Origin of the sequence: Rathayibacter sp. AY1B7 (genome assembly GCF_002932735.1) — a bacterium.
Taxonomy (GTDB): Bacteria; Actinomycetota; Actinomycetes; order Actinomycetales; family Microbacteriaceae; genus Rathayibacter.
On the sequence record NZ_PSWK01000012.1, the window covers coordinates 25,241 to 48,844 of the forward strand.

The window sequence follows — 23,604 nt, forward strand, 5'->3', positions numbered from 1 at the left end:
CGGTCTCCCTCGACGAACCGCAGTCCCCTCCGGAGCGCTAGTGTCGTCCGGTGGGCAGCTACACCGATCTCCTGAAGACCCCCGGGGTGGGGCGCATCATCCTCGCGCAGCTGACCGCGCGCTTCCCGTTCGGGATGCTCTCGCTGGCGTTCCTCCTGCACGTGGAGCGGGTGCACCACTCCTACGCCGCCGCCGGCCTGGTGCTCGGCTCGATGTCGATCGGGCAGGCCATCGCCGGGCCGCTGACCAGCCGCCTGATGGGGCGGCTCGGGATGCGCCGCGTGCTGACGATCACCCTCGTGGTCTGCGCGGGCGCGATCATCGCGATGGCCGTGCTCCCGCTCGAGGTGTGGCAGTTCGTCGTGATCGGGTTCGTCGCCGGCCTGAGCATGCCGCCGGTGCAGCCGGCCGTGCGGACCATCTACCCCAAGATGGTCACCAGCTCGCAGCTGACCCCGCTCTTCTCGCTCGACGCCTCCGCGCAGGAGATCATCTGGGTGCTCGGCCCGGTGCTGGCGACGCTCGTGTCGATCCAGGTGTCGACGGTCGCGGGCATCCTGACCGCCGCCGCGTTCCTGATCGGCGGCGGGATCTGGTTCATCGCCTCGCCCGAGGTGGGCCGCGTCCGCATCCCGCGCTCGAAGCGCCGCCTCGGCGTGGTGCTCACGAAGCCCCCGGTGCTGCTGGCCACGGTCGTCGGCTTCCTCCTGATCGGCGCCTGCTCGGCGGTCGAGGCGGGCGTCGTCGCGGTGTTCGGCGAGGGCGGAGTCGAGTCGGGCGTCGTGCTCGCCGTGTTCGCGGCGGGCTCCCTGGTCGGCGGCCTCGCCCTCGGCCACATCCCGATCAGCCGGTGGGCGACCGCGCGGCGGATGCTGATCGTCACGGTCGGCATGGGTCTGGCGGCGGTCTCGACCGACTTCTGGTGGCTGTGCGTCACGCTGTTCCTCGCCGGCATCGGCATCGCCCCCGCTCTCGCGGCTCTGTTCGCGATCACCGCCTCGAGCGTGCGCTTCTCGGACACGGCGGAGGCCTACGGCTGGGTCGGCACCGGTCAGCTGATCGGCGCGGCGCTGGGCTCCGCGATCGCCGGCGTGCAGATCGACCAGGCCGGGCCGACCGCCGCCATCGTCGTCGCCGCTGCCTTCGCCCTGGTCGGCTTCCTGGTGCCCCTGCTCGGCCGCCGGTACCACCCGGATCTCCGCGGGCGCGACGCCAGCCCGCTGCCCGACACCGAGCCGGTCACGCTGCCCTCCTAGGCCGCCACCCCGGTTGTCCGGCGCCTGTCGGACACCCTAGGGTGAAGGCCCACGACGACGAGGGGACGGCATGGGACTGCGGGAGGACGCGGAGGAGCTGGTGCGCGAGCACCGGCGCGCCGCCGCCCGGACCGACCTCCTCGACCCCTGGTCCGATCCGGAGACCCCGGAGTGGTGCACGGAGCTCGCCGCCGCGCTCTGGCAGGGGTCCTTCCGCCCGAGTCCCGTCTACTTCCGCCGCGAGGAGTCCTCGCACGCCTGGCGCGGCCCGCACTCGACCCGCCTGCACCACCTCGGCTACGGGTGGCAGCTCACCGCGCACCGCGAGCAGCACGGGGTCGTCGCCTCCGAGACGGCGGTGGTCCTCGAGACGGGCTCCCTCTGGCGCGGACTCGGCATCGGCCGGCGCCCCGTGCGCGCGCTCCGCGGCCGGCTCGGCGTCGAGGGCCTGCAGGCGGGCCACGACGTGTACTTCGCCGCGCGCGGCATCGACGAGCGCAGCGACGCGGAGCGCGCCGAGCGGCGCCTCCTCTTCGGGGTGGCCGGTCTCGCGGCGCTGATCGAGGACGACGTGCACGTGGGACCGCACGGCGAGCTCGACTGGAGCGTCTGAGGCGCGTGCCAGCATGGGAGGCATGAGCGTCCCCCTGATCCCCCTCAACGACGGCCGCGCGATCCCCCAGCTCGGGCTCGGCGTCTACAAGATCGGCGACGAGGAGGCGGCCCGCGCGGTCGCCGTCGCCCTGGAGGCCGGCTACCGGCACGTCGACACCGCCACCCTCTACGGCAACGAGCGCGGAGTCGGCGAGGGGATCCGCGCGAGCGGCCTCCCCCGCGAGCAGGTCTTCGTGACGACCAAGGTCTGGAACGACGACCACGGCTTCGACGAGACGCTCGCCGCCTTCGACCGGAGCCTCGAGCTGCTCGGCACCGACTACGTCGACCTCTACCTCGTGCACTGGCCGATCCCCTCGCGCGACCGCTACGTCGACACCTACCGCGCCCTCGAGCGCCTGCAGAGCGAGGGGCGGGCCCGCTCGATCGGCGTCTCGAACTTCGCCGAGGAGCACGTGCAGCGCCTGCTCGACGAGACGGGAGTGGTGCCGGCGATCAACCAGGTCGAGCTGCACCCGCGGCTGCCCCAGGAGGAGCTGCGCACCTTCGACGCCGCCCACGGGATCGTCACCGAGGCGTGGTCGCCGCTGGCCCGCGGGCGCCTCCTCGACGAGCCGGCCCTGGCCCGCGTCGCCGCGAAGCACGGCGTCTCGCCGGCGCAGGCGGTGCTGCGCTGGCACGTGCAGCTCGGCGTCGTCGTGATCCCGAAGTCGGTGACGCCGGAGCGGATCCGCGAGAACCTGGACGTCTTCGGCTTCGCCCTCGACGACGAGGACCTCGCCGCGATCGCCGGGCTCGCGACCGGTGAGCGCACCGGGCGCGACCCGCGCTTCGACTGAGGCTCCGGCGATGACGGCGGGCAGGGTCCTGCTCCTGCACGGCCTGGGCGGCTCGGGCCGCACCTGGTGGCGGCTGAGCCGCGAGCTGACCGCGGCGGGCTGGAGCGTCTCCGCTCCCGACCTGCGCGGACACGGCGACGGGCCGCGCGGCGGCTCCTCCCGCCACGACGCCTACGCCGACGACGCCCTCGCGCGGGGACCGTTCGACCTCGTCGTCGGGCACTCGCTCGGCGGAGCGGTCGCGGTGCGCGCCGCCGCCCGCGACTCCGGCTGGGCGGGGCGTCTGGCGCTGCTGGACCCGGTGCTCCGGCTCGCCCCGGAGCAGCGGGCCGCCGTCCGCGCGGGCGAGCTCGCCGGTCTCGCGGTCTCGGCCGAGGAGCTCGCTGTCGCGCAGCCGCTCTGGGACGAGCGGGACCGGGCCGAGAAGCTCGCCGCGGTGCGGGCCGCCGATCCGGCCGCGGTCGCCGCGACGATCGACGACAACGACCCGTGGGACCTGCTGGCGGACCTGCCGCGCCTCCGCCCGCCGGTCCTCGTGCTGGCCGGCGACCCGCAGGTCGAGACGCTGCTCCCTCCCTCCCTCGCCGCCCTGGTGCTGCGCGCGAATCCGCGCATCCGGTACGCGGTCGTGGCGGGCGCAGGTCACAGCCCCCACCGCGACCGTCCGGAGGAGACGCTCGCGATGCTCCGCGAGTGGGCCGAGAGCCCGGCGACGGCCTGACCGACCCGCCGGCCCGGTCCGTGTTTCGTCCGGATGAAATCTGGCAGGGGGGACTGGGCCGCACCGTTTCCTGTGAATATCCTCGCAGAGGACGCGATCCCCTCCCAGTCTTCGGGAGGTGCGCGTCGGGGCCACCGACGCGGCGGCCCGTTCTCGAGGAGAGGGAGCCCCAGTGGCGCGAACCACCACGAACACCCCGAGCGGCCGCCGACGCCGCTCGCTGATCGGCTCGAGCGCGATGATCGGAGCGGGCGCCCTCGTCGCCGGCTTCGCCTTCGCGCCGACGGCGAGCGCCGTCGAGCCGGTCGACTTCGCCGACACCGTCACGGTCGACGGCATCATGACCCACCTGGAGGCGCTCCAGGCGATCGCGGACGCCAACGGCGGCACCCGCGCGATCGGCACTCCGGGCTACGAGCTGAGCGGCGCGTACGTCGAGGAGGTCCTCGCGGACGCCGGCTACACGACGCAGCGCCAGGACTTCACCACCGCGACGCAGACGATCGACGCGTTCACGCTGACCACCGGCACCGGCGCCGTCGGCACACCGATGGAGTTCACTCCGTCGACGCCCGAGGGCGGCGTGACCGGCGAGCTCATCGCCCCCGTCGATCCGCTCGGCTGCACCACGGACGCCTGGACCGGCCTCGACGCCACCGGGAAGATCGCGCTCGTCAGCCGCGGCTCCTGCAGCTTCCTCGAGAAGTCGGTCGCCGCCGGTGCCGCCGGCGCCGCCGCGATCATCATCTACGACAACGCGCCGAGCGACGCCCTCAACGGGACGTTCGGCGGACAGGACGAGGCCGCCGTCCCCGGCGTCGGCGTCACGCAGGCCGAGGGGCAGGCGCTGCTGGCGTCGCTCCCCGCGAGCGTCTCGGTCCTCATTGACCAGACGACGACCGAGGTGGAGACCTTCAACATCGTCACGGAGACGCCGGGCGGCGACCACGACAACGTGGTCATGCTCGGCGCGCACCTCGACAGCGTGCCCGCCGGCCCCGGCATCAACGACAACGGCTCCGGGTCCGCGACGCTGCTCGAGACAGCCGTGCAGCTGGCCGCCGCGGGCGACACGACCAACGCGGTCCGCTTCGCCTGGTGGGGCGCCGAGGAGGTGGGCCTGGTCGGCTCCTACACCTACGTCGACTCCCTGACGGAGGAGGACGCCTCGAAGATCGCGACCTACATGAACTTCGACATGGTCGCCTCGCCGAACTACGTGATCTCCGTCTACGACGCGGACCAGTCCACCTACGAGGCCCCCGTGGACGTGCCCGCCGGCTCGATCGCGACCGAGAAGGCGTTCACCGACTACTTCGACTCGATCGACCAGCCCTGGATCGACACCGCGTTCGACGGCCGCAGCGACTACGACGGCTTCATCTCGGTCGGCATCCCGTCCTCGGGCGTCTTCACCGGCGCTGACGACGTCAAGACGGAGGAGGAGGTCGCGCTGTTCGGCGGCACCGCCGGCATCACGCACGACCCGAACTACCACTCCGCCGCCGACGACATCGACAACATCAACCAGGAGGCGCTCGGCATCACGTCGAAGGCCATCGCCTTCGTGACCGCCTCGTTCGCCGCGGACACCTCCGCGATCGACGCCGAGAAGGACCCGACCACGCCGACCCCGACGCCGGAGCCCACCGTGGCCCCGACCGCCGAGCCGACCGTCGCTCCGACCGCGCAGCCGACCGTCGCCCCGACGACCGCGCCCACCACCGCACCGACGGCCGCTCCCACTCCGAGCAGCACGCCGACCGCCGTGGCCCCGCACCCCGGCGGCCGCCCGCCCCTGGCCTCGACGGGCGCCGACATCGGCCTGCCGCTGGGCCTCGGCGGACTGCTGATCACCGGCGGCGTCGGCGGGCTCCTGCTCGCCGCGCTGCGCCGCCGGCGCGCCGAGCGCGCCTAGCCGCCACCGCCCCGGAGCCGTCCGGCCGTCGCTCCGCGACGACCGGGCGGCTCCGTCGTTCCGCCCTGAGGGGACCCCGGACCGTCGAGCTGCGGCGGGTCCCTTCGACGGTCGGGGGCTCCCTCACGTCCGACAGGGCTTCCGGCGGCCGGGGGACACGGTGTTCACTGGGCGCATGCGAGCCATCTGGAAGGGCGCGATCACCTTCGGCCTGGTCAACGTGCCGGTGAAGATCTACAGCGCGACCGAGGACCACGACATCCCGCTGCACCAGGTCCACGACAAGGACGGCGGACGGATCCGGTATCAGCGCAAGTGCGAGATCTGCGGCGAGGTCGTCACCTTCGACCACATCGACAAGGCCTACGACGACGGCGAGCGCACCGTGGTCCTGTCCAAGGACGAGCTCAAGGCGCTGCCGGAGGAGCGCGACCGCGAGATCGACGTCGTGCAGTTCGTGCCCAGCGAGCAGGTCGACCCGATCATGTTCGACCGCGCCTACATCCTGGAGCCCGACTCCTCCTCCCCCAAGGCCTACGTCCTGCTGCGCCGCACCCTCGAGCAGACGGACCGCACCGCGATCGTCGAGTTCGCGCTGCGGCAGAAGACCCGCCTCGCCGCGCTGCGCGTGCGCGGCAAGCTTCTGATGCTGCAGACCCTGCTCTGGGCGGACGAGGTACGGGAGGTCGAGTTCCCGTCGCTGGAGGGCAGCACCCGGATCGCGGCGCGCGAGCTCGAGATGTCGGCGCACCTGGTCGACTCCTACTCCGAGGACTTCGACGCCGCGAAGTTCCACGACGCGTACCAGGAGGAGCTGCGCACGCTGATCGACGCCAAGATCGAGCAGGGCGACGCCCTCGACACCGCCGCGACCTTCGGCGAGGCGCCGGAGGAGGAGGGCGGCGGCGAGGTGCTCGACCTGATGGAGGCGCTCAAGCGCTCGGTCGAGCGCAGCCGCGGGGCGAAGGGGACGCCGGCGGAGGAGGCTCCCGCCGAGAAGAAGGCCGCGACGAAGCCCGCCCCGAAGAAGGCGGCGAAGGCTCCGGCGACGACCGCCGCGAAGAAGAAGCCCGCGGCGAAGAAGGCCGACACGGAGAAGGGCGCCGACGCGCCTGCGAAGAAGCGGACCCCGAAGAAGACTGCGGCGGCGGAGAAGGCGGCGTCCTAGCCCCGCCGGATGCGGAGGGTCGGGGTCGGACGGAGCCTCAGGCCCGCTCGGCCGCCCGGTCGGGCTCGTCGGCCGCGTCCAGCTCGTCCACGTCGTCGAGGTCGACCGCGACCGAGCTGACCAGCGCGAGCAGCGCCTCCGCGTAGGCGTTCTCGGCCGCCGCGTCCTCGAAGGTCCGCGCCCGGCCGCCGAGCTCGACCTCGACGGCGAACCGCGTCTCCGGCTCGGCGAGGCGACGGAGGGAGCGGAAGGTCCCGCGGAGGAGCTCGCGCAGCTGGTCCTCCCGCGGCAGCCAGAGCGAGTCCTCCAGGGAGACGGAGTCGAGCGCCCATTCCGTGGTGCCGTTGAAGCCGAGGACGGTCCCGCTCGGGTACTCGTGCGCCTCGATGGTCATGTCGCTGACGGTGAAGACGTCGCCGTCGAAGCCCTCCCGCTCGATGCGGAAGCGGTCACCGGTGCGGGGCGTCCAGCGCACGCCCGCCGTGCGCAGGGCACGGGCCAGCTCGAAGGAGATCATCCGACGAGTGTGGCCCGCGAAGCCGCGAACGCGCCGCGAACGGCACCCGCGCGCCCCGATGTCGGTGGATGAGTTTACGTTCATGAAACGTCCGGTTCACAGGCCGGGCACCCGCACTGCATAGCGTGGCCATGCGTGCCCCTTCCGGGGGTGCGCCGGCCGCGCCGCGCGGCGACGACGCTGCGACCGCTCTTCCGAGCGGCGATCGAGAGGACCACCATGCCCGACTCTCCCACCCCGCCCGACCGCCGCCGGAGGCGCGGGCTCGGCCTGGCGGCCCTGACCGGACTGGCCCTGGCGGCCGCTCCGCTGGTCGCGACCTCCGCCGCGGCCGCGCCCTCGGGCGACGAGCTCGTCATCAGCGAGGTCTTCGCCCGAGGAGGCTCCGCCGGCGCCGCGTTCAGCAACCGCTACGTGGAGCTCTACAACCCCACCGCCGCCGAGATCGCCCTCGGCGGCCTCTCGATCCAGTACCGCTCGGCGACCGGCACCGCGAACCCCACCACGACCGTGCCGCTCACCGGCTCGGTGCCCGCGGGCGGCCACTTCCTGCTCGCCGGCGCCAGCAACGGCACCAACGGCGCGGCCCTGCCGACGCCCGACCAGAGCGCGAACGGCCTCAACATGGCCGCCGCGGGCGGCACCCTCTTCCTCGTCGACGGGACCTCGGCGCTCGTGGCGCCGCCCACCGGCGCCGCCGCCCAGCCGGACGCGGTGATCGACCTCGTCGGCTACGGCACCTCGAACACCTTCGAGTCGTCCGTCGCCACGGTGCCCTCCCTCACCCAGACGATCGCCCGCGCAGACACCGCCACCGGCGACACCGACGTCAACTCGGCCGACTTCGCGCTCGGCGCACCGACCCCGCAGGCCGCGGGCGGAGGATCCGAGCCCGAGCCCACGACGCCGGAGGTGGTGACGGTGCTGCCGACGAGCGGCGACGCGTCGCCGCTCGTCGGCAGCACCGTCACCACCTCCGGCGTCGTCACCGCGCGCTACCCGTCCGGCGGCTACAACGGCTACGTCATCCAGACCCCCGGCACCGGCGGCGAGAGCTCGCGCACGGCCTCCGACGCCGTCTTCGTCTTCTCCTCCGCCTCCGTCGGGTCGGTCGCGATCGGCGACCACCTGCGCATCACCGGCGAGGTGAGCGAGTACAACGGCCTGACCGAGCTCACCCCGACCTCGGCCGCGACCGTCGTGAAGCTCGACGACGCCGCCGCAGCGCCGGTCCCGGCCGCTGTCGCGCTCCCCCGCACCGCCGCCGAGCGCGAGGTGCTCGAGAGCATGCTGATCGCTCCGCAGGGCGCCTACACGGTCACCGACACCTTCGACCTGAACAGCTTCGGCTCGGTCGGCCTCGCCGCCGGCACGTCCCCGCTGCTCACGCCGACCGAGGTCGCCCGCCCCGGCTCGCCGGAGCTCGCGGCCGTCGTCGCCGACAACGCCGCCCGCGCGATCACCCTCGACGACGGCGCCTCGATCAACTTCCTCGGCGCCGCCGCGAACAAGGCGATCCCGCTGCCCTACCTCACCACCACCGCTCCGATCCGCGTGGGTGCTCCGGCGACCTTCACCCGCCCCGTCGTCCTCGACTACCGCAACGGCGGCTGGGCCTTCCAGCCCACCACGCAGCTGACCGTCGAGAACGCCGGCGACGTGCAGCCCGCGACCTTCGCGAACACCCGGACCGCGAAGCCCGAGGCCGTCGGCGGCGACCTCTCGATCGCGTCCTTCAACGTGCTCAACTACTTCTCCACCACCGGCGACTCGATCACCGGCTGCACCTTCTACACCGACCGCGACGGCGACCCCGTCACGGTCAACAGCGGCTGCGACGCCCGCGGAGCGGCGAACGCCGATGACCTCGAGCGCCAGCAGGCCAAGATCGTGACCGCGATCAACACCCTCGGCGCGGGCGTCGTCTCGCTCGAGGAGATCGAGAACTCGGCCAAGTTCGGCAAGCCGCGCGACGAGGCCCTCGCCACCCTGACCGCCGCGCTGAACACGGCGGCCGGCTCCGAGGTCTGGGCCTACGTCCCCTCCCCCGCAGCGCTCCCCGCGCTCGCGGACGAGGACGTCATCCGCACCGCCTTCATCTACAAGAAGGCCGTCATCGAGCCGGTCGGCGAGTCCGTCGTGCTCAACGACACGGTGAACTTCTCGAACGCCCGCAAGCCCCTCGCCCAGGAGTTCCGCCTCCTCGGCGACAGCGCCAGCGAGTTCGTCGCGATCGTGAACCACTTCAAGTCGAAGGGCTCCGGATCCGGCGCCGACGCCGACCAGGGCGACGGCCAGGGCGCCTCGAACGCCTCGCGCGTGAAGCAGGCGACCGCCCTCGTCGCCTTCGCCGACCGCCTCCGCACCGAGAAGGCCACCGAGCTCGTCTACCTGCTGGGCGACTTCAACGCCTACTCGAAGGAGGACCCGGTGAAGGTGATCACCGACGCCGGCTACATCGACCAGGGTGCGAAGGACGGCAAGTACTCGTACTCGTTCGACGGCGCGGTCGGCTCGCTGGACCACGTCTTCGCCTTGCCCGCGGCCGACAGGACGGTCACCGGGGTCGACACCTGGAACATCAACAGCGGCGAGTCCGTGGCACTGGAGTACAGCCGCTACGACTACAACGCGACGATCTTCTACGACACCTCGGCGTACCGCTCCAGCGACCACGACCCGGTCGTCGTCGGCCTCGACCTGCCCGAGACCCAGACGGACCCGGAGCCCGAGCCCGTCACGGTCATCGACGTCGCGACCACCGCCTCCACCAAGCGCCTCGCCGTCGTGCGGACGCTGACGGTGTCGGCGGTGAACAACGGCGACGAGACGGTCTCGATCGAGATCACGACGGCGTACGGCAGCAAGACGAAGAAGACGGTCAAGCCCGGCCAGTCGTTCACGGTGAAGACCGTGACCGTCTTCAAGCCCATCAAGGCCGGCACGGCGACCATCGAGGTCACCGCGCCCGACGGCACCGAGCGCGTCTACAAGCAGGCGTACCGCGGCGCCTGATCCCGCGCGACCCCTGACCTCGACGAGCTCCGGCTCCTAGAGTTCGGGAATGCCCGAGGGAGACAGTGTGCACCGTCTCGCCGCCCGCCTCAGGCGGGCGGCGGACGGTCGCACCGTCCTCGAGGGCGAGCTGCGCTCCGGGGACGCGGCCGGCGACTCCCTCGCCGGGCTGAGGATCCTCGAGCACGACACCCACGGCAAGCACCTCCTCACCCGCTTCTCCGGCGGAACGACCCTGCACACCCACCTGCGGATGCAGGGCTCCTGGACCGTGACCGCTCCAGGCCGAACGGTCCCCCGCTCGGTGCAGAAGGACGTCCGCGTCCGCCTCCGCCTCGACGACGACTCGACCGTGTGGGGCATCGACCTCCCGGTCGTCGAGCTCCTCGCCACCCGCGACGAGCCGCGCGCCGTCGGGCACCTCGGGCCCGACCCGCTCCGCGCGGACTGGGACGCCGACGAGGCCGTCCGGCGCCTCTCCCGCCTCCCGGACCGGCCCGTCGTCGCCGCACTCCTCGACCAGCGCTGCCTCGCGGGTCTCGGCAACCTCTGGGCCAACGAGGTCTGCTTCCTCCGCGGGGTCTGGCCCTGGCGGCCGATCGGCTCCCTCGAAGTCCGCGCCCTCGTGGCGACCGCGGCGAGAGGCCTCCGCGCCTCCGTCACGATCCCGGGGATGTTCCAGACCACCACCGGTGACACCCGCCGCGGCGAGCGGCACTGGGTCGCGGGGCGCGCCGGGCGCCCGTGCCTGCGCTGCGGCACGACCGTGCTCGTCCGCGACGAGGTCCGCGACGACCCCGAGCAGCGCCGCACCTGGTGGTGCCCGCACTGCCAGCCGGAGCAGGCGACCGCCGCCTGAAGCCCGCGTACCGCTGCCGACGGCCCGTGCGTAGGCTGGCCGCATGACGAACGAGTGGGGAACTCCGGATCCGTCCGCCCGGCGAGACCGGTCCGCGGAGGTCGTCCCGGCGGCCGCCTCCGGCGAGGAGGTGGAGACCGCCCGCGTCGAGGACGCCGAGCGCGCGCTCGCCGTGCGCGAGGTCAAGCGGCGCCGCGACTTCCTGGGATCGGTCGGCGGATGGGCGAGCGTCTCGGCGATCACGACCGCCGTCTGGGTCGGCACAGGGGCCGACGGCTACTTCTGGCCGATCTGGCCGATGATCGGGATCGGGATCGGCGTCGTCGGCCAGGCCGCGTCGATCTGGGGACCCGCCCGCAAGGAGATCACCGAGGCGGACATCGCCGCCGAGATGCAGCGCCGGGAGAAGCGCGGCCGCTGATCAGTCCAGGCGGCCGACCGAGGTGACGCGGACGACGGCCGCACCCTGCTCGTCCGACTCGGCGAGGTCGACGGTCGCCGAGATCCCCCAGTCGTGGTCGCCGGCCGGATCGTCGAGGATCTGCCGCACGAGCCACTGCGTCGGCTCCTCCGTGACGAGCAGCATCTTCGGCCCCCGGGCGTCGGGCCCGATGCCGATGCTGTCGTGCTCGTCGTAGTAGTCGTCCAGCGCGGCGCCCCACGCGTCGGCGTCGAAGCCGGCGGCGGCGTCGAGCTCGCCGAGCGCCTCGTGGTCGTCGAGGGCGGCGAGGGTCACCCGGCGGAACATCTCGTTGCGCACCAGCACGCGGAAGGCGCGGTGGTTCGCGGTGAGGCGGCGCGGAGCGGGCGGCACGATCGCCTGGTCCGCCGCGTGGAGCGCCGGATTGACCAGCTCCTCCCACTCGTCGACCAGCGAGGAGTCGACCTGGCGCACGAGCTCGCCCAGCCACTCGATCAGGTCGTGCAGCTCCTCGTTCTTCAGCTCGTCGGGGATGGTCTGCCGGGCCGCGCGGAACGCGTCGGACAGGTAGCGCAGCACCAGTCCCTCCGAGCGGGAGAGCTTGTAGAAGGCGGTGTACTCGCCGAAGGACATCGCCCGCTCGTACATGTCGCGCACGACCGACTTCGGCGAGAGCTCGAAGTCCTTCACCCACGGCTGCGCCGCGGTGTAGGTCTCGAAGGTCGCCTCGAGGAGCTCCTCGAGCGGCTTGGGGTGCGTGACGGACTCGAGCAGCTCCATCCGCTCCTCGTACTCGATCCCGTCGGCCTTCATCGCGGCGACGGCCTCGCCGCGGGCCTGGAACTGCTGGGCCCCCAGGATCGGGCGCGGGTCGTCGAGGGTCGCCTCGAGCACCGAGATCACGTCGAGCGCGAAGCTCGGCGACTCCGGGTCGAGAACGTCGAACACGGCCAGCGCGAACGGCGAGAGCGGCTGGTTGAGCGCGAAGTTCGGCTGCAGGTCGACGGTCAGGCGGATGCGGGTCACGCCGTCGGCGCCGACGCTCTGCTCGACCACTCCCGCCTCCCGCAGCGTCCGGTAGATGCCGAGCGCCCGGCGGGCCAGCTGCAGCTGCCGCTTCCACGGCTCGTGGTTGTCGAAGATCAGGGCGTGCACGTTCGCGTAGGCGTCGCCGCCGCGGGCGATCACGTTCAGCAGCATCGCCGAGGTGATCGTCATGTGCGAGGTCAGCGTCTCGGGCTCGGCGTCGACGAGCTTGCGGAAGCTCGGCTCGCCCCAGCTGACGAAGCCCTGCGGCGCGCGCTTGGCGACCCACTTCCTCCGCTTCTTCGGGTCGTCGCCCATCTTGTCGAGAGCCTTCCGGTTCTCGGACTCGTGCTCGGGGGCCTGCACGACCACGGTCCCGGCGGTGTCGTACCCCGCGCGACCGGCGCGGCCGGCGATCTGGTGGAACTCGCGGGCCGAGAGCTGGCGGGTCCGGGTGCCGTCGTACTTGGTCAGCGCGGTGAGCAGCACGGTGCGGATCGGGACGTTGATGCCGACGCCGAGGGTGTCCGTGCCGCAGATCACGCGCAGCATGCCCTGCTGGGCGAGCTGCTCGACCAGGCGGCGGTACTTCGGCAGCATGCCCGCGTGGTGCACGCCGATCCCCAGCCGGAGCAGCCGGGAGAGGGTCTTGCCGAACGCGGTGGTGAAGCGGAAGCCGCCGATCACCTCGGCGATGCGGTCGCGGTGCTCGCGGGTGGCGATGTTCGCGCTGGTGAGCGCCTGCGCACGCTCGAGAGCGGCCGCCTGCGAGAAGTGCACGACGTAGACCGGCGACTGGTTCGTCGAGAGCAGCTCCTCGATGGAGTCGTGGATCGGCGCGATCTCGTAGAAGTAGTGCAGCGGCACCGGGCGCTCCACGCCGGTGACCCGGGCGGTCTCCCGGCCCGTGCGGCGGCTGAGGTCGGCGGCGAGCGCCGTCACGTCGCCGAGGGTGGCCGACATCAGCACGAACTGCACGTGCGGGAGGGTGAGCAGCGGCACCTGCCACGCCCAGCCGCGCGCCGGGTCCGCGTAGAAGTGGAACTCGTCCATCACGACCTGGTCGACCGGGGTGTCCTCGCCGTGCCGGAGCGCGAGGTTCGCGAGGATCTCGGCCGTGCAGCAGATGATCGGCGCGTCGGCGTTCACCGAGGAGTCGCCGGTGACCATCCCGACGTTGGAGGCGCCGAAGACGTCGACCAGCGCGAAGAACTTCTCGGAGACGAGCGCCTTGATCGGCGCCGTGTAGAAGCTGCGGCGTCCGGAGGCGAGCGCCGCGGCGTGCGCGCCGATCGCGACGAGCGACTTGCCGGTGCCGGTGGGCGTCGAGAGGATCAGGTTGGAGCCGGAGGCGATCTCGAGCATGGACTCGTCCTGCGCCGGGTAGAGCGGGAGGCCGCGCGACTCCGCCCACTCGGTGAAGGCCAGGTAGACCGCGTCGTCGTCGACGCGCCCGTCCGCGTCGGGCGTCGGCATGCGGTCGAGCAGCGTCGAGGTCATCCCCCCATCCTCCCAGCCCGCGGCCCGTCGCTCGGGTGCGATCCGTCACGGACGGCCCGTGTGCCCCCGCCTCACGGGCCGCGGGTGACGGATCGTTCGGCGAGTGCTCGTCGCAGGCGCTCGACGGAGCGCTCGGGGTGCGGGACGAACTCGGCGCCGACGATGCGGACGACGCGGACCCCGATCGAGGCGAGGTCGTCGTAGCGGCCGAGGTCGCGCGCGAAGCGCCGGTTGCTGGTGCGGTGATCGTCGCCCTCGTACTCCCACGCGACCCGCTCCGCGGGGTACCAGCCGTCCGGCCGCCCGACGAAGACCCCGTCGGAGTCGAACAGCGGCTCCTGCAGCACCGGCTCCGGAAGGCCCGCCCGCACCGAGGCGAGCCGGAACCGCGACTCCTGCCGCGAGTCCGCCCCGTCGCGGACGAGGGCCGCGGCCGCGCGCACGCGCGGCGCCCCCCGACCGCCGAAGCCTGCTGCCCGCTCCCGCAACCGCGCGAGCCGCACCCACGGTCGAGGGTCCGCAGGATCCGGACCGATCGGCGAGCGGATCAGCGCGTCGCCCACCGCGACCAGGTCGTCCAGCTCGAGGTGCGCCCCGAGGTGGCAGAACAGCGAGGCGCCGTCCGTGAGCGGCAGACCGAAGCGGAGGATCCGGTGCACGTCGGGATCGCTGAGCGAGTGGCCGTGCACTCCCGGACGGCGCGGGGCGCGAGCAGGAGCTCGGACGGCGACGTGCACCGGCTCGTCCGAATCGGCGGCCGGGAGCTCGAGCGGCCAGAGGCGCGCAGCGGTGAGATGGCTGAGCACGGCGGACGGGCCGAGGGCCGCGAGAAGCGCCTCGGCCCGTGGGAGCAGGCCGGTGTCGGCGGCCGGGACGCGGACGCCACGGAACGGCGCGGCGAGGTCGCTGCGGCGGAGGCGGCTCCGGGCCACGCCCAGCCGGCGGGCCTCGGCCACGGTGAAGGCGCGCGCCTGGAGACGGTCGGGGAGCGGGAGTCGCTGAGCCATCCGACCAGAGTGCGTCACTGCAGCCGCCTGGAGCCGTTGTCCACAGGTCCGGCTGCCCGCCGCTCATTGATCCGTCACGGACGGCCCGTGTGCCCTCGCCTCACGGGCCGCGGGTGACGGATCGGTCCGCCGGAGCGAGGGCCCCGTCGACGAGTCCGACGACGCGGTCCGCGTCGGCCAGCACGGCGGGGTCGTGCGAGACGCAGACCACGGTCGCGCCGCGGTCCGCCTCCGCGCGCAGGACCGACCGGATCCGCTCCGCACTCGCTGAATCGAGACCGGTGGTGGGCTCGTCCAGGAGCAGCAGGCCGGCCCCGCGGGCGAGCCCCTGGGCGAGGAGCGCCCGCTGCCGCTGACCGCCGGAGAGCACCGCGAAGGGCTCCCGGGCGAGCGCGACGATCTCCATCCGCTCGAGCGCGGTGGCGATCGCGTCCGCCGCGCGCGCGTCGCTGCGGCGGAGGCGGCCGAGCCGACCCCAGGTGCCCACCGCGACCACGTCGCGCACCGTCACCGGGAGGCGGTCCGGGATCGACGCCCGCTGCGGCACGAAGGCGATCGCTCCGGTGACGTCCCGCGTGCCGGACGTCAGTGGACGCACTCCCGCGATCACCTCCAGAAGCGTCGACTTGCCGGCGCCGTTCGGCCCGGCGATCACGGTCAGCGAGCGCGCGGCAACGTCGAGATCGACCCCCGCGAGAGCGCGGCGGGAGCCGAAGTCGACGTGAGCGCCTCGGAGGCGGACCGGGGGCTCGGGCAGGGGTGAGACGTCCATCCCGACGAGCGTACAGGAGTGATAACTGTTCTCATTATCGTGTACGGTCGGGCACCATGCCCAGCCTCCTCGCCGGAATCCTCGAGCCGTTCGCTCTCGACTTCCTCCAGCGCGCCCTCCTCGGCGGCGTCCTCGTCGCGGTCCTCTGCGGCGTCGTCGGCACCTGGGTGGTCCTCCGCGGGATGGCCTTCCTCGGTGAGGCGCTCGCCCACGGGATGCTCCCCGGCGTCGCCCTCGCGACGGTGCTCGGCGCGCCCGTCCTCGTGGGCGGCGCAGCCAGCGCGGTGCTGATGAGCCTCGGCATCGCGGCCCTGCAGCGGCGCGGACGACTGTCCTACGACACCAGCATCGGCCTGCTCTTCGTCGCCATGCTGGCGCTGGGGGTCATCGTGATCTCGCACTCGGGCAGCTTCGCCACGGACGCGACCTCGATCCTCTTCGGCGACATCCTCGCGATCACCCTTGTCGACATCGGGCTGCTCGCCGCCGCCGCCGGAACCGGCCTCCTCGTCGCAGCGGCCTTCCACCGCCCGCTCGTCGCCCTGGCGCTGGATCCGCGCATCGCCGCGGTGCTCGGGCTCGGTCCGCGCTCGGCTCAGGCCGCGCTGGTCGGCCTGGTGACCCTCGCCGTCGTCGCCTCCTACCAGGCGGTCGGCTCGCTCCTCGTCGTCGGGCTCCTTGTGGCTCCCGCGGTGGCCGCCGGGCACTGGACCACCCGCATCCCGACCCGGATGCTGCTCGCGTCGATCCTCGGCGCGGCCTCCGTGCTCGTCGGCCTGCTCGTCTCCTGGCACGCGGCCACGGCCGCGGGCGCCTCGGTCGCCGGCACGGCCATCGCGGTCGCCGCGGTGTCCTGGGCGGTCCGCTCGGCCGCGTCGGCCCTCGCGTCCCGGTCGGGCCCTCAGCCGGTCGCCGCATGAGGCCCTGCCGGCACCGCTCCTCCCCCGCTCACCCTCGAAAGGACTCCGTGCACTCCCGAACCACCGCCTCCACCGTCCTCCTGGGCGCTCTCGCGCTGGGCCTGGCCGCCTGCTCGACCGATGCCTCCGCGCCGGCCGCGGACGACACGGGCTCCGGCCACGGCGCCGTCGCGAACGCCGCCGAGCTCGCCGAGCCGCGCCTGGGGCTGACGTCGATCGACCCGTCGGGCGCCGTGTCGCACCTCGACCTCCTCGACGAGACGGTCACCGGCCTCGGCACCATCGGCGCACCGAGCGCGATGACGACCGACGGCCGCTACCTCTTCGCCCAGACCGATGCGGGCGTCGAGATCGTCGACAGCGGCGTGTGGACCTGGGACCACGTGGACCACTTCCACTACTACCGCGCGGACCCCCGCCTGATCGGCACGGTCGAGGGCTCCGGGACGGCCGTCGTCGCCACGACGAACCTCTCGACCACCGGCGGAACCGGACTCTTCTTCCCCGACTCCGGCGAGGCGGTCCTCCTCGACACCGAGGCGCTGTCGAAGGGGGCGATCGTCGAGTGGTTCCGGAAGGACGTCGAGCCCGGACCCGGGATGGTCGTGCCCGTCGGCTCGTCCGCACTGGTGACCGAGGGGTCCGGATCCGGAGCGGCCGTCGCCGGCTACGACTCGGACGGCGAGCCGACGGGCCTCCGCGAGGCCTGCCCCGACCCCGCCGGGACGATCACCACCCGCGTCGGCGCCGTCATCGGCTGCTCCGACGGCGCACTCCTGGCGTCGATCGAGGACGAGGAGCTCGTCGTCGAGCGGATCCCCTACCCCGCCGGCACCACCGCGCCACCCGCCGCCTCCTTCGACAACCGCGAGGGCCGCCCCACGGTCGCCGGCCTCGCCGGGGACGCGGGCATCTGGCTCCTCGACACCCGGGAGCGCTCCTGGAGCCTCCTCCCCTCTCCCGCCCCGCTGGCGCAGGTCACCGCGGTGGACGACGCGGACGAGACCGTCCTCGCCCTCGCCGCCGACGGCCGCGTGCTGGTTCTCGACGGCTCCGACGGTGCGGTCCTCTCCGAGACCGCGCCCCTCGTCGCGGACACGACCGCGGACGGCTCGCGGCCCGTCCTGATCGCCGACCAGCAGCGGGCCTACCTCAGCGCGCCCGCCGAGCGGAAGCTGCACGAGATCGACTACGCGGACGGCGCGCGCCTCGCCCGCACCTTCGAGACCGCCACCGAGCCGGCCTTCACGGCGGAGACGGGCCGATGAGGCGCCGCTGGGCCCTCGCGTCCGCCGCGGCGGTCCTGCTCCTGTCGGGCTGCACGTCCGCGGAGGAGGACGAGAGGCCCCTCGTCATCGTCTCCACCAACATCCTCGGCGACGTCGTGGGCGAGCTCGTCGGCGACGAGGCGCAGGTCGTCACGCTGATGAAGCCCGACGCCGACCCGCACTCCTTCGAGATCTCGGCGCAGGAGGCGGCGCGCCTGCGCTCCGCCGACCTCGTCGTCTCGAACGGGCTCGGACTCGAGGAGGGCCTGCAGCAGCACCTCGACGAGGCCTCCGGTGAGGACGTCCCCGCGTTCGTCGCCGGCGACGCCGTCGACGTCCTCGACTACAGCGAGGGCGACGCGGAGGGGAGCCCGGACTCGCACTTCTGGACGGACCCCGGCCGGATGATCGACGTCGTCGACTCCCTCGGGCCCGTGCTCGCCGCGCTCGACGGCGTCGATCCGGCCGCCGTCCGGGACCGGACGGCCGGCTACCGCGCCGAGCTCGAGCGGCTCGACTCCGAGATGGCCGCGGCGTTCGCCGCGATCCCGGCCGAGCGCCGCGCCCTCGTCACCAACCATCACGTCTTCGGGTACCTCGCCGACCGCTTCGACTTCGACGTCGTCGGCGCCGTCATCCCGGGAGGCACGACCCTCGCGGCGCCGTCCGCCTCCGACCTCGCCGATCTCGTCGACGCGGTCGAGCAGACCGGCGTCCCCACGATCTTCGCGGAGTCCTCGTCTCCCGACCGCCTGGTCCAGGCGCTGGCGAGCGAGGCCGACATCCGCGTGGAGGTGGTCGAGCTGTTCACGGAGTCCCTGACGGGGCCCGAGGGCGGCGCTCCCGACTACCTCGCCATGATGCGCGTCAACACGCAGCGCATCGCCACCGGGCTCTCCCCGTGAGCCCTCCGATTCACCACCAGGAAGAAGAAGCACCCATGCAGAATCCCCACGTCCGGCGGGCCGGCCTCGGCCTGATCGCCGCCTGCTCGATCACGGTCCTCGCGGCCTGCTCGTCGAGCTCGACCCCGGCCGCCGAGTCCTCGGCGTCCACCGCACCGGCCACCGAGGCCGCGGCGGCCGCCGGCGCCCGCGTCGCCGTCGCCTACGAGGGCGGCATCCTCGTCCTCGACGGCGAGACCCTCGAGACCGTCGCGGACCTGGACTCCGAGGAGTTCACCCGCCTCAACCCCGCCGGCGACGACCGCCACGTCATGGTCACCATGAGCGAGGGGTTCCAGCTCCTCGACACCGCCGCCGGGACCGGCGGCGAGCCGGAGCTGACGGACATCGTCTTCCCCGCGGACACCCCGGGCCACGTCGTCCGGCACGCCGGGAAGACCGTCCTCTACGCCGACGGCACGAGCGACACGACCGTCCTCGAGACCGCCGACCTGGCGTCCTCGGACGGGATGCCCGAGACCGAGACCATCCCGGGAGTCGAGGCGCACCACGGCGTCTCGATCGTCCTCGAGGACGGCACCTTCCTCACCACGGTCGGTGATGCCGACGGGCGCAACGGCATCGAGGTGCGCGACGCCTCCGGCGCCGTGACGGCCACGAACGACCAGTGCCCCGGAGTCCACGGAGAGGGCACGGCCGAGAACGAGGTCGTCGTCTTCGGCTGCGAGAACGGCGCCCTGGTCTACGACGGCGGCGAGATCACGAAGCTCGAGGCGCCGGACCAGCCGTACGGCCGCATGGGCAACGCCTGGGTCAGCGAGACCAGCCCGATCATCGTCGGCGACTACAAGGACGACCGCGACGCCGAGGGCTACCTCCTGCACCGCGTGGCGCTGATCGACACCGAGGCGAAGACCCTCGACGTCGTCGACCTGCCCGAGGGCGTCGAGTACACCTTCCGCGGCGTCGCCCGCGGCCCCGACGACCTGGCGTACATGATCGCCTCGGACGGCGCGATCCACGTCCTCGACCCCCAGACCGGCGAGCTGACCGCCTCCTACCCCGTCGTCGACGCCTGGGAGAGCCCGGTCGAGTGGCAGGACCCGCACCCCGCGATCACGGTCGCCGGGGACATCGCCTACGTGACCGACCCGGCCGCCGACAGCATCCACGCCGTCGACCTCACCACGGGAGAGGTCGTCGCCACGGGCGAGCTCGACGTCACGCCGAACGAGATCGCCGTCGCCGCGAGCTGACCATCGGCACGGAGGAGGGGCGCGGGGCCGTGGGCTCCGTGCCCCTCCTGTTCACCTGGAGGGGCCAGGATCTCCGCATGACGACCGACTTCGATCTCGACCAGGTGGTGCGCGACGTGACCGCGAACGTGCGCAAGAAGTTCCCCGACCACTCCGAGGAGCAGGTCGCGCCGCTCGTGCGCGAGGAGCTCGCGGACCTGCAGGACCGGCCCGTGCAGGACTACCTGACGGTGCTCACGGAGCGAGCGGTCAAGCGCCGCCTCAAGCGCGAGGCGCGCGGGGAGTAGACCGGGTCAGGCGAGCGCCCGCTCGATCGACGCCCGCAGCGCCGGAGCCGGCCGGAGCGCGCCCGCCTCCTCCGCTTCGAGGAGCGCCTGCGCGTCCGCCGGGCTGTGCTCGCGGTACCAGCGGTCGACCGGGACGCCGTGCCCGGGCCGGCTCAGGACCTCGACGGCGTCGCCCGCCTCCACCGATCCGCGGTGCAGCACCCGCAGGTACGCGCCGGTGCGCCCCTCGTCGGCGAAGCGCTTCACCCACTGGGGCTCTCCGAGGGCCCGTTGGAACGTCGCGCACGGCGTACGCGGCATCGTCACCTCGACCTCGACCGCCTCGCCGATCCGCCAGCGCTCGCCGATCACGGCTCCGCTCACGTCGAGGCCCGCGATCCGCAGGTTCTCGCCGAACATCCCCGCGGCCACCGGCCGCCCCAGGCGCTCCGCCCACCAGACCGCGTCCTCGTCGGAGTAGGCGTAGAGCGCCTTGTCGAGGCCGCCGTGGTGCGCGCGATCGGCCTGCACGTCGCCGTAGAGGCCCAAGTCGCGCACTCCGACGGGACCCTCGACCGGCCGCTTGTCGATCGCGGTCACGCCGACCGTGCCGGAGTCGGGCAGGAGGCGGGCGACGCGGCACACGGCGAGCAGGCGGGGCATGCCGCCATGGTGCCAGCACTAGGCTCGCCGCGTGCGCGACGCGACCGCTCCTCCCCGGCTCGACCCCCTCCTCCTCGACGGCCTCGCCGAGGGGTACGCCGGGGACACGGGCGCCCGGGAGCACGCCGAAGGACTGCGCTTCGCCGGCACCGACCTCACCGGCGCCGATCTCACCGCGGCCTCCTTCAGCGAGTGCGTGCTGGAGGGAGTGGTCCTGGACGGCGCCCAGCTGCGGGCCGCGTCGATCGCGGAGTCGCGGCTCGAGCGGCTGGACGTCCCCGGGCTCTCGGCGCCGCGGAGCCGGCTCCGATCCGTCGAGCTGCTCGCCTCGCGGCTGGGCTCGGCCGAGCTCTACGAGAGCACCTGGGAGCAGGTGCGCGTGGCCGACTGCAAGCTCGGCTACCTGAACCTCCGCGGAGCCGCGGTGCGCGACGTGCTGCTCGAGCGCTGCACGATCGACGAGCTCGACCTGGCGGGTGCGACCGGCACGCGGCTGCGCCTGGTCGACTGCGACGTCCGCTCCCTCGATCTCTCCCGGGCCCGGATCGAGCACCTCGATCTGCGCGGCGCCGAGCTGCACGTGCTCACCGGGCTGGACGGCCTCCGCGGCGCCACCCTCTCCGAGCTGCAGCTCAGCCTCCTGCTGCCGCTGTTCGCGGAGCACTTCGGGGTGCGGGTGGGCTGAGCCGCCGGTCCGCCTAGCGCCGGCGGGCGATCAGCCGCGTCAGAGCGCGGCGGCCGAGGAGGAACACGGCCAGCACGACGGCCGTCACGATCACGAAGCTCCACTGCACGCCCTGCCCGGAGGCGATCCGCAGGAGCATCCCGCCCGCGACGGTCACGGCCCAGACGACGAGCCCGGCGGGCACGATCCGGTCCGGGGAGCGCCACGAGCGCGTGACGACCCAGCCGAGCAGGAGCGCCGCCAGGAACGGCCAGAGCGTGGTGAGCAGGCCGATCAGCGCCGACCCCTCGTCGTGGCTCCCGCGGCCGATCAGCACGAAGACCAGGACGAGCACGGCGTCGAGTGCGAGGCCGAGCCCCGCGTGCCGGGTCATGCGGGCTCCGTCACGAAGTCGATGAGCTGCTCGACCCGGCCCAGCAGCGCCGGCTCCAGGTCCTGGAAGGTGCGCACCCGGCCGAGGATGCGCTGCCAGGCGCGCGCGATGTCGGCCTGCTCCTCGTGCGGCCAGCCGAGCGCCTCGCAGATCCCGTGCTTCCACTCGGTTCCGCGAGGGATCTCGGGCCAGCGCTCCAGGCCGATCCGGCCGGGCTTCACGGCCTGCCAGACGTCGATGTAGGGGTGGCCGACGACGAGGACGTGGGCGCCGTGCGGACCGGCGGCGACCTGCTCGGCGATCCGCGACTCCTTCGAGCCGCGCACCAGGTGGTCGACGAGCACGCCGATGCGGCGGCCCGGACCGGGCCGGAACTCTCGCACCAGCTCATCGAGGTTGTCGACGCCCTCGATGTACTCGACGACGACGCCCTCGACCCGCAGGTCGTGGCCCCAGACCTTCTCGACCAGCTCGGCGTCGTGCCGGCCCTCGACGTAGATGCGGCTGGGCAGGGCGACCCGCGCCTTCGCGTCGGCGACGTGGAAGGAGCCGGAGGCGGAGCGCGCGCGACCGAGGCCGGCGTCGCGCTTCAGCCCGGGCGCCTTCAGCGACACGGGCTTCCCCTCGAGGAGGAACCCGGGCCCCAGCGGGAACACGCGGACCTTGCCGAACCGGTCCTCCAGCCGCACCATCCGCAGCTCCACGCCGAGCACGGCACCCACGAAGCCGGAGGCGACCTCCTCGACCACCAGATCGCGCTCGGCCTCGACCACCGCCACCTCGACCCTGCCGCGGGCGCGCCAGTCGCCGGCGAGCACGTCCTGCCCGTACCTGTCCTCGTCCATCGCACCGAGGGTAGCCGGAGGCGCGCGGGGCGCCGCGCGGACACGGCGCATGCACCTCTGCTTACATGAGCAGATGACCGAGGACCTCGAACCCGCCGCCGAGCTCTTCAAGGTGCTGTCCTCCTCCTCCCGGCTGCGCCTGCTCCGGGCCCTCGCCGAGGAGACGTCGACGGTCGGGCGGCTGGCCGAGGTGACCGGGCTCTCGCAGCCGCTGGTCTCGCAGCACCTGCGGATGCTCCGCACCGCCGGGCTGGTCGCGGTCGAGCGCGTGGGCCGCGAGGCGCACTACTCCGTCGCCGACACCCACGTCACGCACATCGTCGACGACGCTGTCCGGCACGCCCTGGAGGGGTGACCTCCGTCCCTGTCGGGAACGATGATCGCTCTCGATTAGGCGCATCCATTGCAATGCGTTTATGGATCTGGTCGACTGGAGCCCGTCGCGTCCGCGGCCCCCGCATCCGGAAAGGCAGCACCATGAGCACCATCGATCTCCACGCCGAGCACCCCGTCACCGAGCACGAGCACGGCGAGGGCTGCGGCCACCCGGCCGTGCAGCACGAGGACCACGTCGACTACGTCCACGGCACGCACCACCACGCCCTGCACGGCGACCACTACGACGAGCACGAGTCGGAGGCCGAGCACTCGACCGCCGACCACGAGCACGGCGACGCCTGCGGCCACGAGACCGTGCAGCACGACGACCACGTGGACTTCGTCCACGACGGCCACAAGCACGCCGCTCACGCCGGCCACTACGACGAGCACTGAGGCCGTGCGCGACGG

The 23,604-nt window shown here is 73.2% G+C and carries 24 protein-coding genes; 17 read left to right on the forward strand and 7 right to left on the reverse strand.

Features of this window, described 5'->3' with window-relative positions:
* Window positions 1–50: 50 nt before the first annotated feature.
* The 6 genes from C5C95_RS08350 to C5C95_RS08375 all read left to right on the forward strand — a co-directional run bounded on the left by C5C95_RS08350 (window position 51) and on the right by C5C95_RS08375 (window position 6,517).
* Window positions 51–1,256: an MFS transporter gene (locus C5C95_RS08350; RefSeq protein ID WP_104222308.1), complete on the forward strand. Its 1,206-nt coding sequence runs from the start codon at window positions 51–53 to the stop codon at window positions 1,254–1,256.
* A 70-nt stretch (window positions 1,257–1,326) separates the two neighbouring features.
* On the forward strand, window positions 1,327–1,869 hold the full coding sequence (locus C5C95_RS08355) for a hypothetical protein (RefSeq protein ID WP_104324212.1): 543 nt from the start codon (window positions 1,327–1,329) through the stop codon (window positions 1,867–1,869).
* A gap of 22 nt (window positions 1,870–1,891) precedes the next feature.
* Complete coding sequence (locus C5C95_RS08360; RefSeq protein ID WP_104324213.1) at window positions 1,892–2,710, forward strand: aldo/keto reductase; 819 nt, start codon at window positions 1,892–1,894, stop codon at window positions 2,708–2,710.
* Window positions 2,711–2,720: 10 nt separating this feature from the next.
* Window positions 2,721–3,431, forward strand: a complete 711-nt coding sequence (locus C5C95_RS08365) for an alpha/beta fold hydrolase (protein WP_104324214.1) — start codon at window positions 2,721–2,723, stop codon at window positions 3,429–3,431.
* A 172-nt stretch (window positions 3,432–3,603) separates the two neighbouring features.
* Entirely contained in the window at window positions 3,604–5,349 is a 1,746-nt protein-coding gene (locus C5C95_RS08370; RefSeq protein WP_104324215.1) for a M28 family peptidase, read from the forward strand.
* Window positions 5,350–5,524: 175 nt separating this feature from the next.
* Window positions 5,525–6,517, forward strand: coding sequence for a Ku protein (locus C5C95_RS08375; RefSeq protein ID WP_104324216.1), 993 nt, complete (start codon window positions 5,525–5,527; stop codon window positions 6,515–6,517).
* Between the two features lie 37 nt (window positions 6,518–6,554).
* Here C5C95_RS08375 and C5C95_RS08380 read toward each other — a convergent pair whose 3' ends face one another.
* A complete protein-coding gene (locus C5C95_RS08380) occupies window positions 6,555–7,034 on the reverse strand; it encodes a pilus assembly protein CpaE (protein WP_244229602.1) in 480 nt (159 codons plus the stop codon).
* 219 nt (window positions 7,035–7,253) lie between these two features.
* Here C5C95_RS08380 and C5C95_RS08385 point away from each other — a divergent pair, with 219 nt between their 5' ends.
* Genes C5C95_RS08385 through C5C95_RS08395 form a run of 3 tightly spaced genes read left to right on the forward strand, consistent with a single transcriptional unit; the run spans window position 7,254 to window position 11,329 of the window.
* On the forward strand, window positions 7,254–10,049 hold the full coding sequence (locus tag C5C95_RS08385) for an ExeM/NucH family extracellular endonuclease (protein ID WP_104324217.1): 2,796 nt from the start codon (window positions 7,254–7,256) through the stop codon (window positions 10,047–10,049).
* A 49-nt stretch (window positions 10,050–10,098) separates the two neighbouring features.
* Entirely contained in the window at window positions 10,099–10,908 is an 810-nt protein-coding gene (locus C5C95_RS08390) for a DNA-formamidopyrimidine glycosylase family protein (RefSeq protein ID WP_104324218.1), read from the forward strand.
* A 43-nt stretch (window positions 10,909–10,951) separates the two neighbouring features.
* Window positions 10,952–11,329 (forward strand): 2TM domain-containing protein, encoded by a 378-nt coding sequence (locus tag C5C95_RS08395; protein ID WP_104222259.1) that lies wholly within the window; start codon window positions 10,952–10,954, stop codon window positions 11,327–11,329.
* Here C5C95_RS08395 and C5C95_RS08400 read toward each other — a convergent pair whose 3' ends face one another.
* The 3 genes from C5C95_RS08400 to aztA all read right to left on the reverse strand — a co-directional run bounded on the left by C5C95_RS08400 (window position 11,330) and on the right by aztA (window position 15,634).
* Window positions 11,330–13,855 carry an RNA helicase gene (locus C5C95_RS08400; protein ID WP_104250621.1) on the reverse strand — a complete coding sequence of 842 codons (2,526 nt, stop codon included), beginning with the start codon at window positions 13,853–13,855 and terminating at the stop codon, window positions 11,330–11,332. It lies immediately after the preceding gene.
* A 71-nt stretch (window positions 13,856–13,926) separates the two neighbouring features.
* On the reverse strand, window positions 13,927–14,862 hold the full coding sequence (locus C5C95_RS08405; protein ID WP_104324219.1) for a hypothetical protein: 936 nt from the start codon (window positions 14,860–14,862) through the stop codon (window positions 13,927–13,929).
* A 100-nt stretch (window positions 14,863–14,962) separates the two neighbouring features.
* Window positions 14,963–15,634: a zinc ABC transporter ATP-binding protein AztA gene (aztA, locus tag C5C95_RS08410; protein WP_104324220.1), complete on the reverse strand. Its 672-nt coding sequence runs from the start codon at window positions 15,632–15,634 to the stop codon at window positions 14,963–14,965.
* A gap of 56 nt (window positions 15,635–15,690) precedes the next feature.
* On the opposite strand from aztA, the gene aztB reads away from it, so the two are divergent.
* The 5 genes from aztB to C5C95_RS08435 all read left to right on the forward strand — a co-directional run bounded on the left by aztB (window position 15,691) and on the right by C5C95_RS08435 (window position 20,270).
* Window positions 15,691–16,554: a zinc ABC transporter permease AztB gene (gene aztB, locus C5C95_RS08415; protein WP_104262878.1), complete on the forward strand. Its 864-nt coding sequence runs from the start codon at window positions 15,691–15,693 to the stop codon at window positions 16,552–16,554.
* Between the two features lie 47 nt (window positions 16,555–16,601).
* A complete protein-coding gene (locus C5C95_RS08420; RefSeq protein ID WP_104324221.1) occupies window positions 16,602–17,822 on the forward strand; it encodes an ABC transporter in 1,221 nt (406 codons plus the stop codon).
* Complete coding sequence (gene aztC / locus C5C95_RS08425) at window positions 17,819–18,727, forward strand: zinc ABC transporter substrate-binding protein AztC (RefSeq protein WP_104250617.1); 909 nt, start codon at window positions 17,819–17,821, stop codon at window positions 18,725–18,727. The genes C5C95_RS08420 and aztC overlap by 4 nt, the downstream gene beginning before the upstream one ends.
* 35 nt (window positions 18,728–18,762) lie before the next feature.
* Window positions 18,763–19,983: a zinc metallochaperone AztD gene (aztD, locus tag C5C95_RS08430; RefSeq protein ID WP_104324222.1), complete on the forward strand. Its 1,221-nt coding sequence runs from the start codon at window positions 18,763–18,765 to the stop codon at window positions 19,981–19,983.
* 77 nt (window positions 19,984–20,060) lie between these two features.
* Complete coding sequence (locus C5C95_RS08435; protein ID WP_104262881.1) at window positions 20,061–20,270, forward strand: three-helix bundle dimerization domain-containing protein; 210 nt, start codon at window positions 20,061–20,063, stop codon at window positions 20,268–20,270.
* A gap of 6 nt (window positions 20,271–20,276) precedes the next feature.
* Here the strand turns inward: C5C95_RS08435 and C5C95_RS08440 are convergent, their stop codons facing one another.
* A complete protein-coding gene (locus C5C95_RS08440; RefSeq protein WP_104255826.1) occupies window positions 20,277–20,912 on the reverse strand; it encodes an MOSC domain-containing protein in 636 nt (211 codons plus the stop codon).
* 31 nt (window positions 20,913–20,943) lie between these two features.
* Here C5C95_RS08440 and C5C95_RS08445 point away from each other — a divergent pair, with 31 nt between their 5' ends.
* On the forward strand, window positions 20,944–21,597 hold the full coding sequence (locus tag C5C95_RS08445) for a pentapeptide repeat-containing protein (RefSeq protein WP_104233714.1): 654 nt from the start codon (window positions 20,944–20,946) through the stop codon (window positions 21,595–21,597).
* 13 nt (window positions 21,598–21,610) lie between these two features.
* On the opposite strand, the gene C5C95_RS08450 is transcribed toward C5C95_RS08445, so the two are convergent.
* Together C5C95_RS08450 and C5C95_RS08455 are read right to left on the reverse strand one after the other, a co-directional pair.
* A complete protein-coding gene (locus tag C5C95_RS08450) occupies window positions 21,611–21,970 on the reverse strand; it encodes a DUF3054 domain-containing protein (protein WP_104233715.1) in 360 nt (119 codons plus the stop codon).
* Entirely contained in the window at window positions 21,967–22,815 is an 849-nt protein-coding gene (locus C5C95_RS08455) for a DUF3097 domain-containing protein (RefSeq protein WP_104226898.1), read from the reverse strand. The genes C5C95_RS08450 and C5C95_RS08455 overlap by 4 nt, the downstream gene beginning before the upstream one ends.
* 73 nt (window positions 22,816–22,888) lie before the next feature.
* Here C5C95_RS08455 and C5C95_RS08460 point away from each other — a divergent pair, with 73 nt between their 5' ends.
* Both C5C95_RS08460 and C5C95_RS17815 read left to right on the forward strand, forming a co-directional pair.
* Window positions 22,889–23,170 (forward strand): helix-turn-helix transcriptional regulator, encoded by a 282-nt coding sequence (locus C5C95_RS08460; protein WP_104222235.1) that lies wholly within the window; start codon window positions 22,889–22,891, stop codon window positions 23,168–23,170.
* Between the two features lie 122 nt (window positions 23,171–23,292).
* Entirely contained in the window at window positions 23,293–23,589 is a 297-nt protein-coding gene (locus C5C95_RS17815) for a hypothetical protein (protein ID WP_104324223.1), read from the forward strand.
* Window positions 23,590–23,604: the final 15 nt, after the last annotated feature.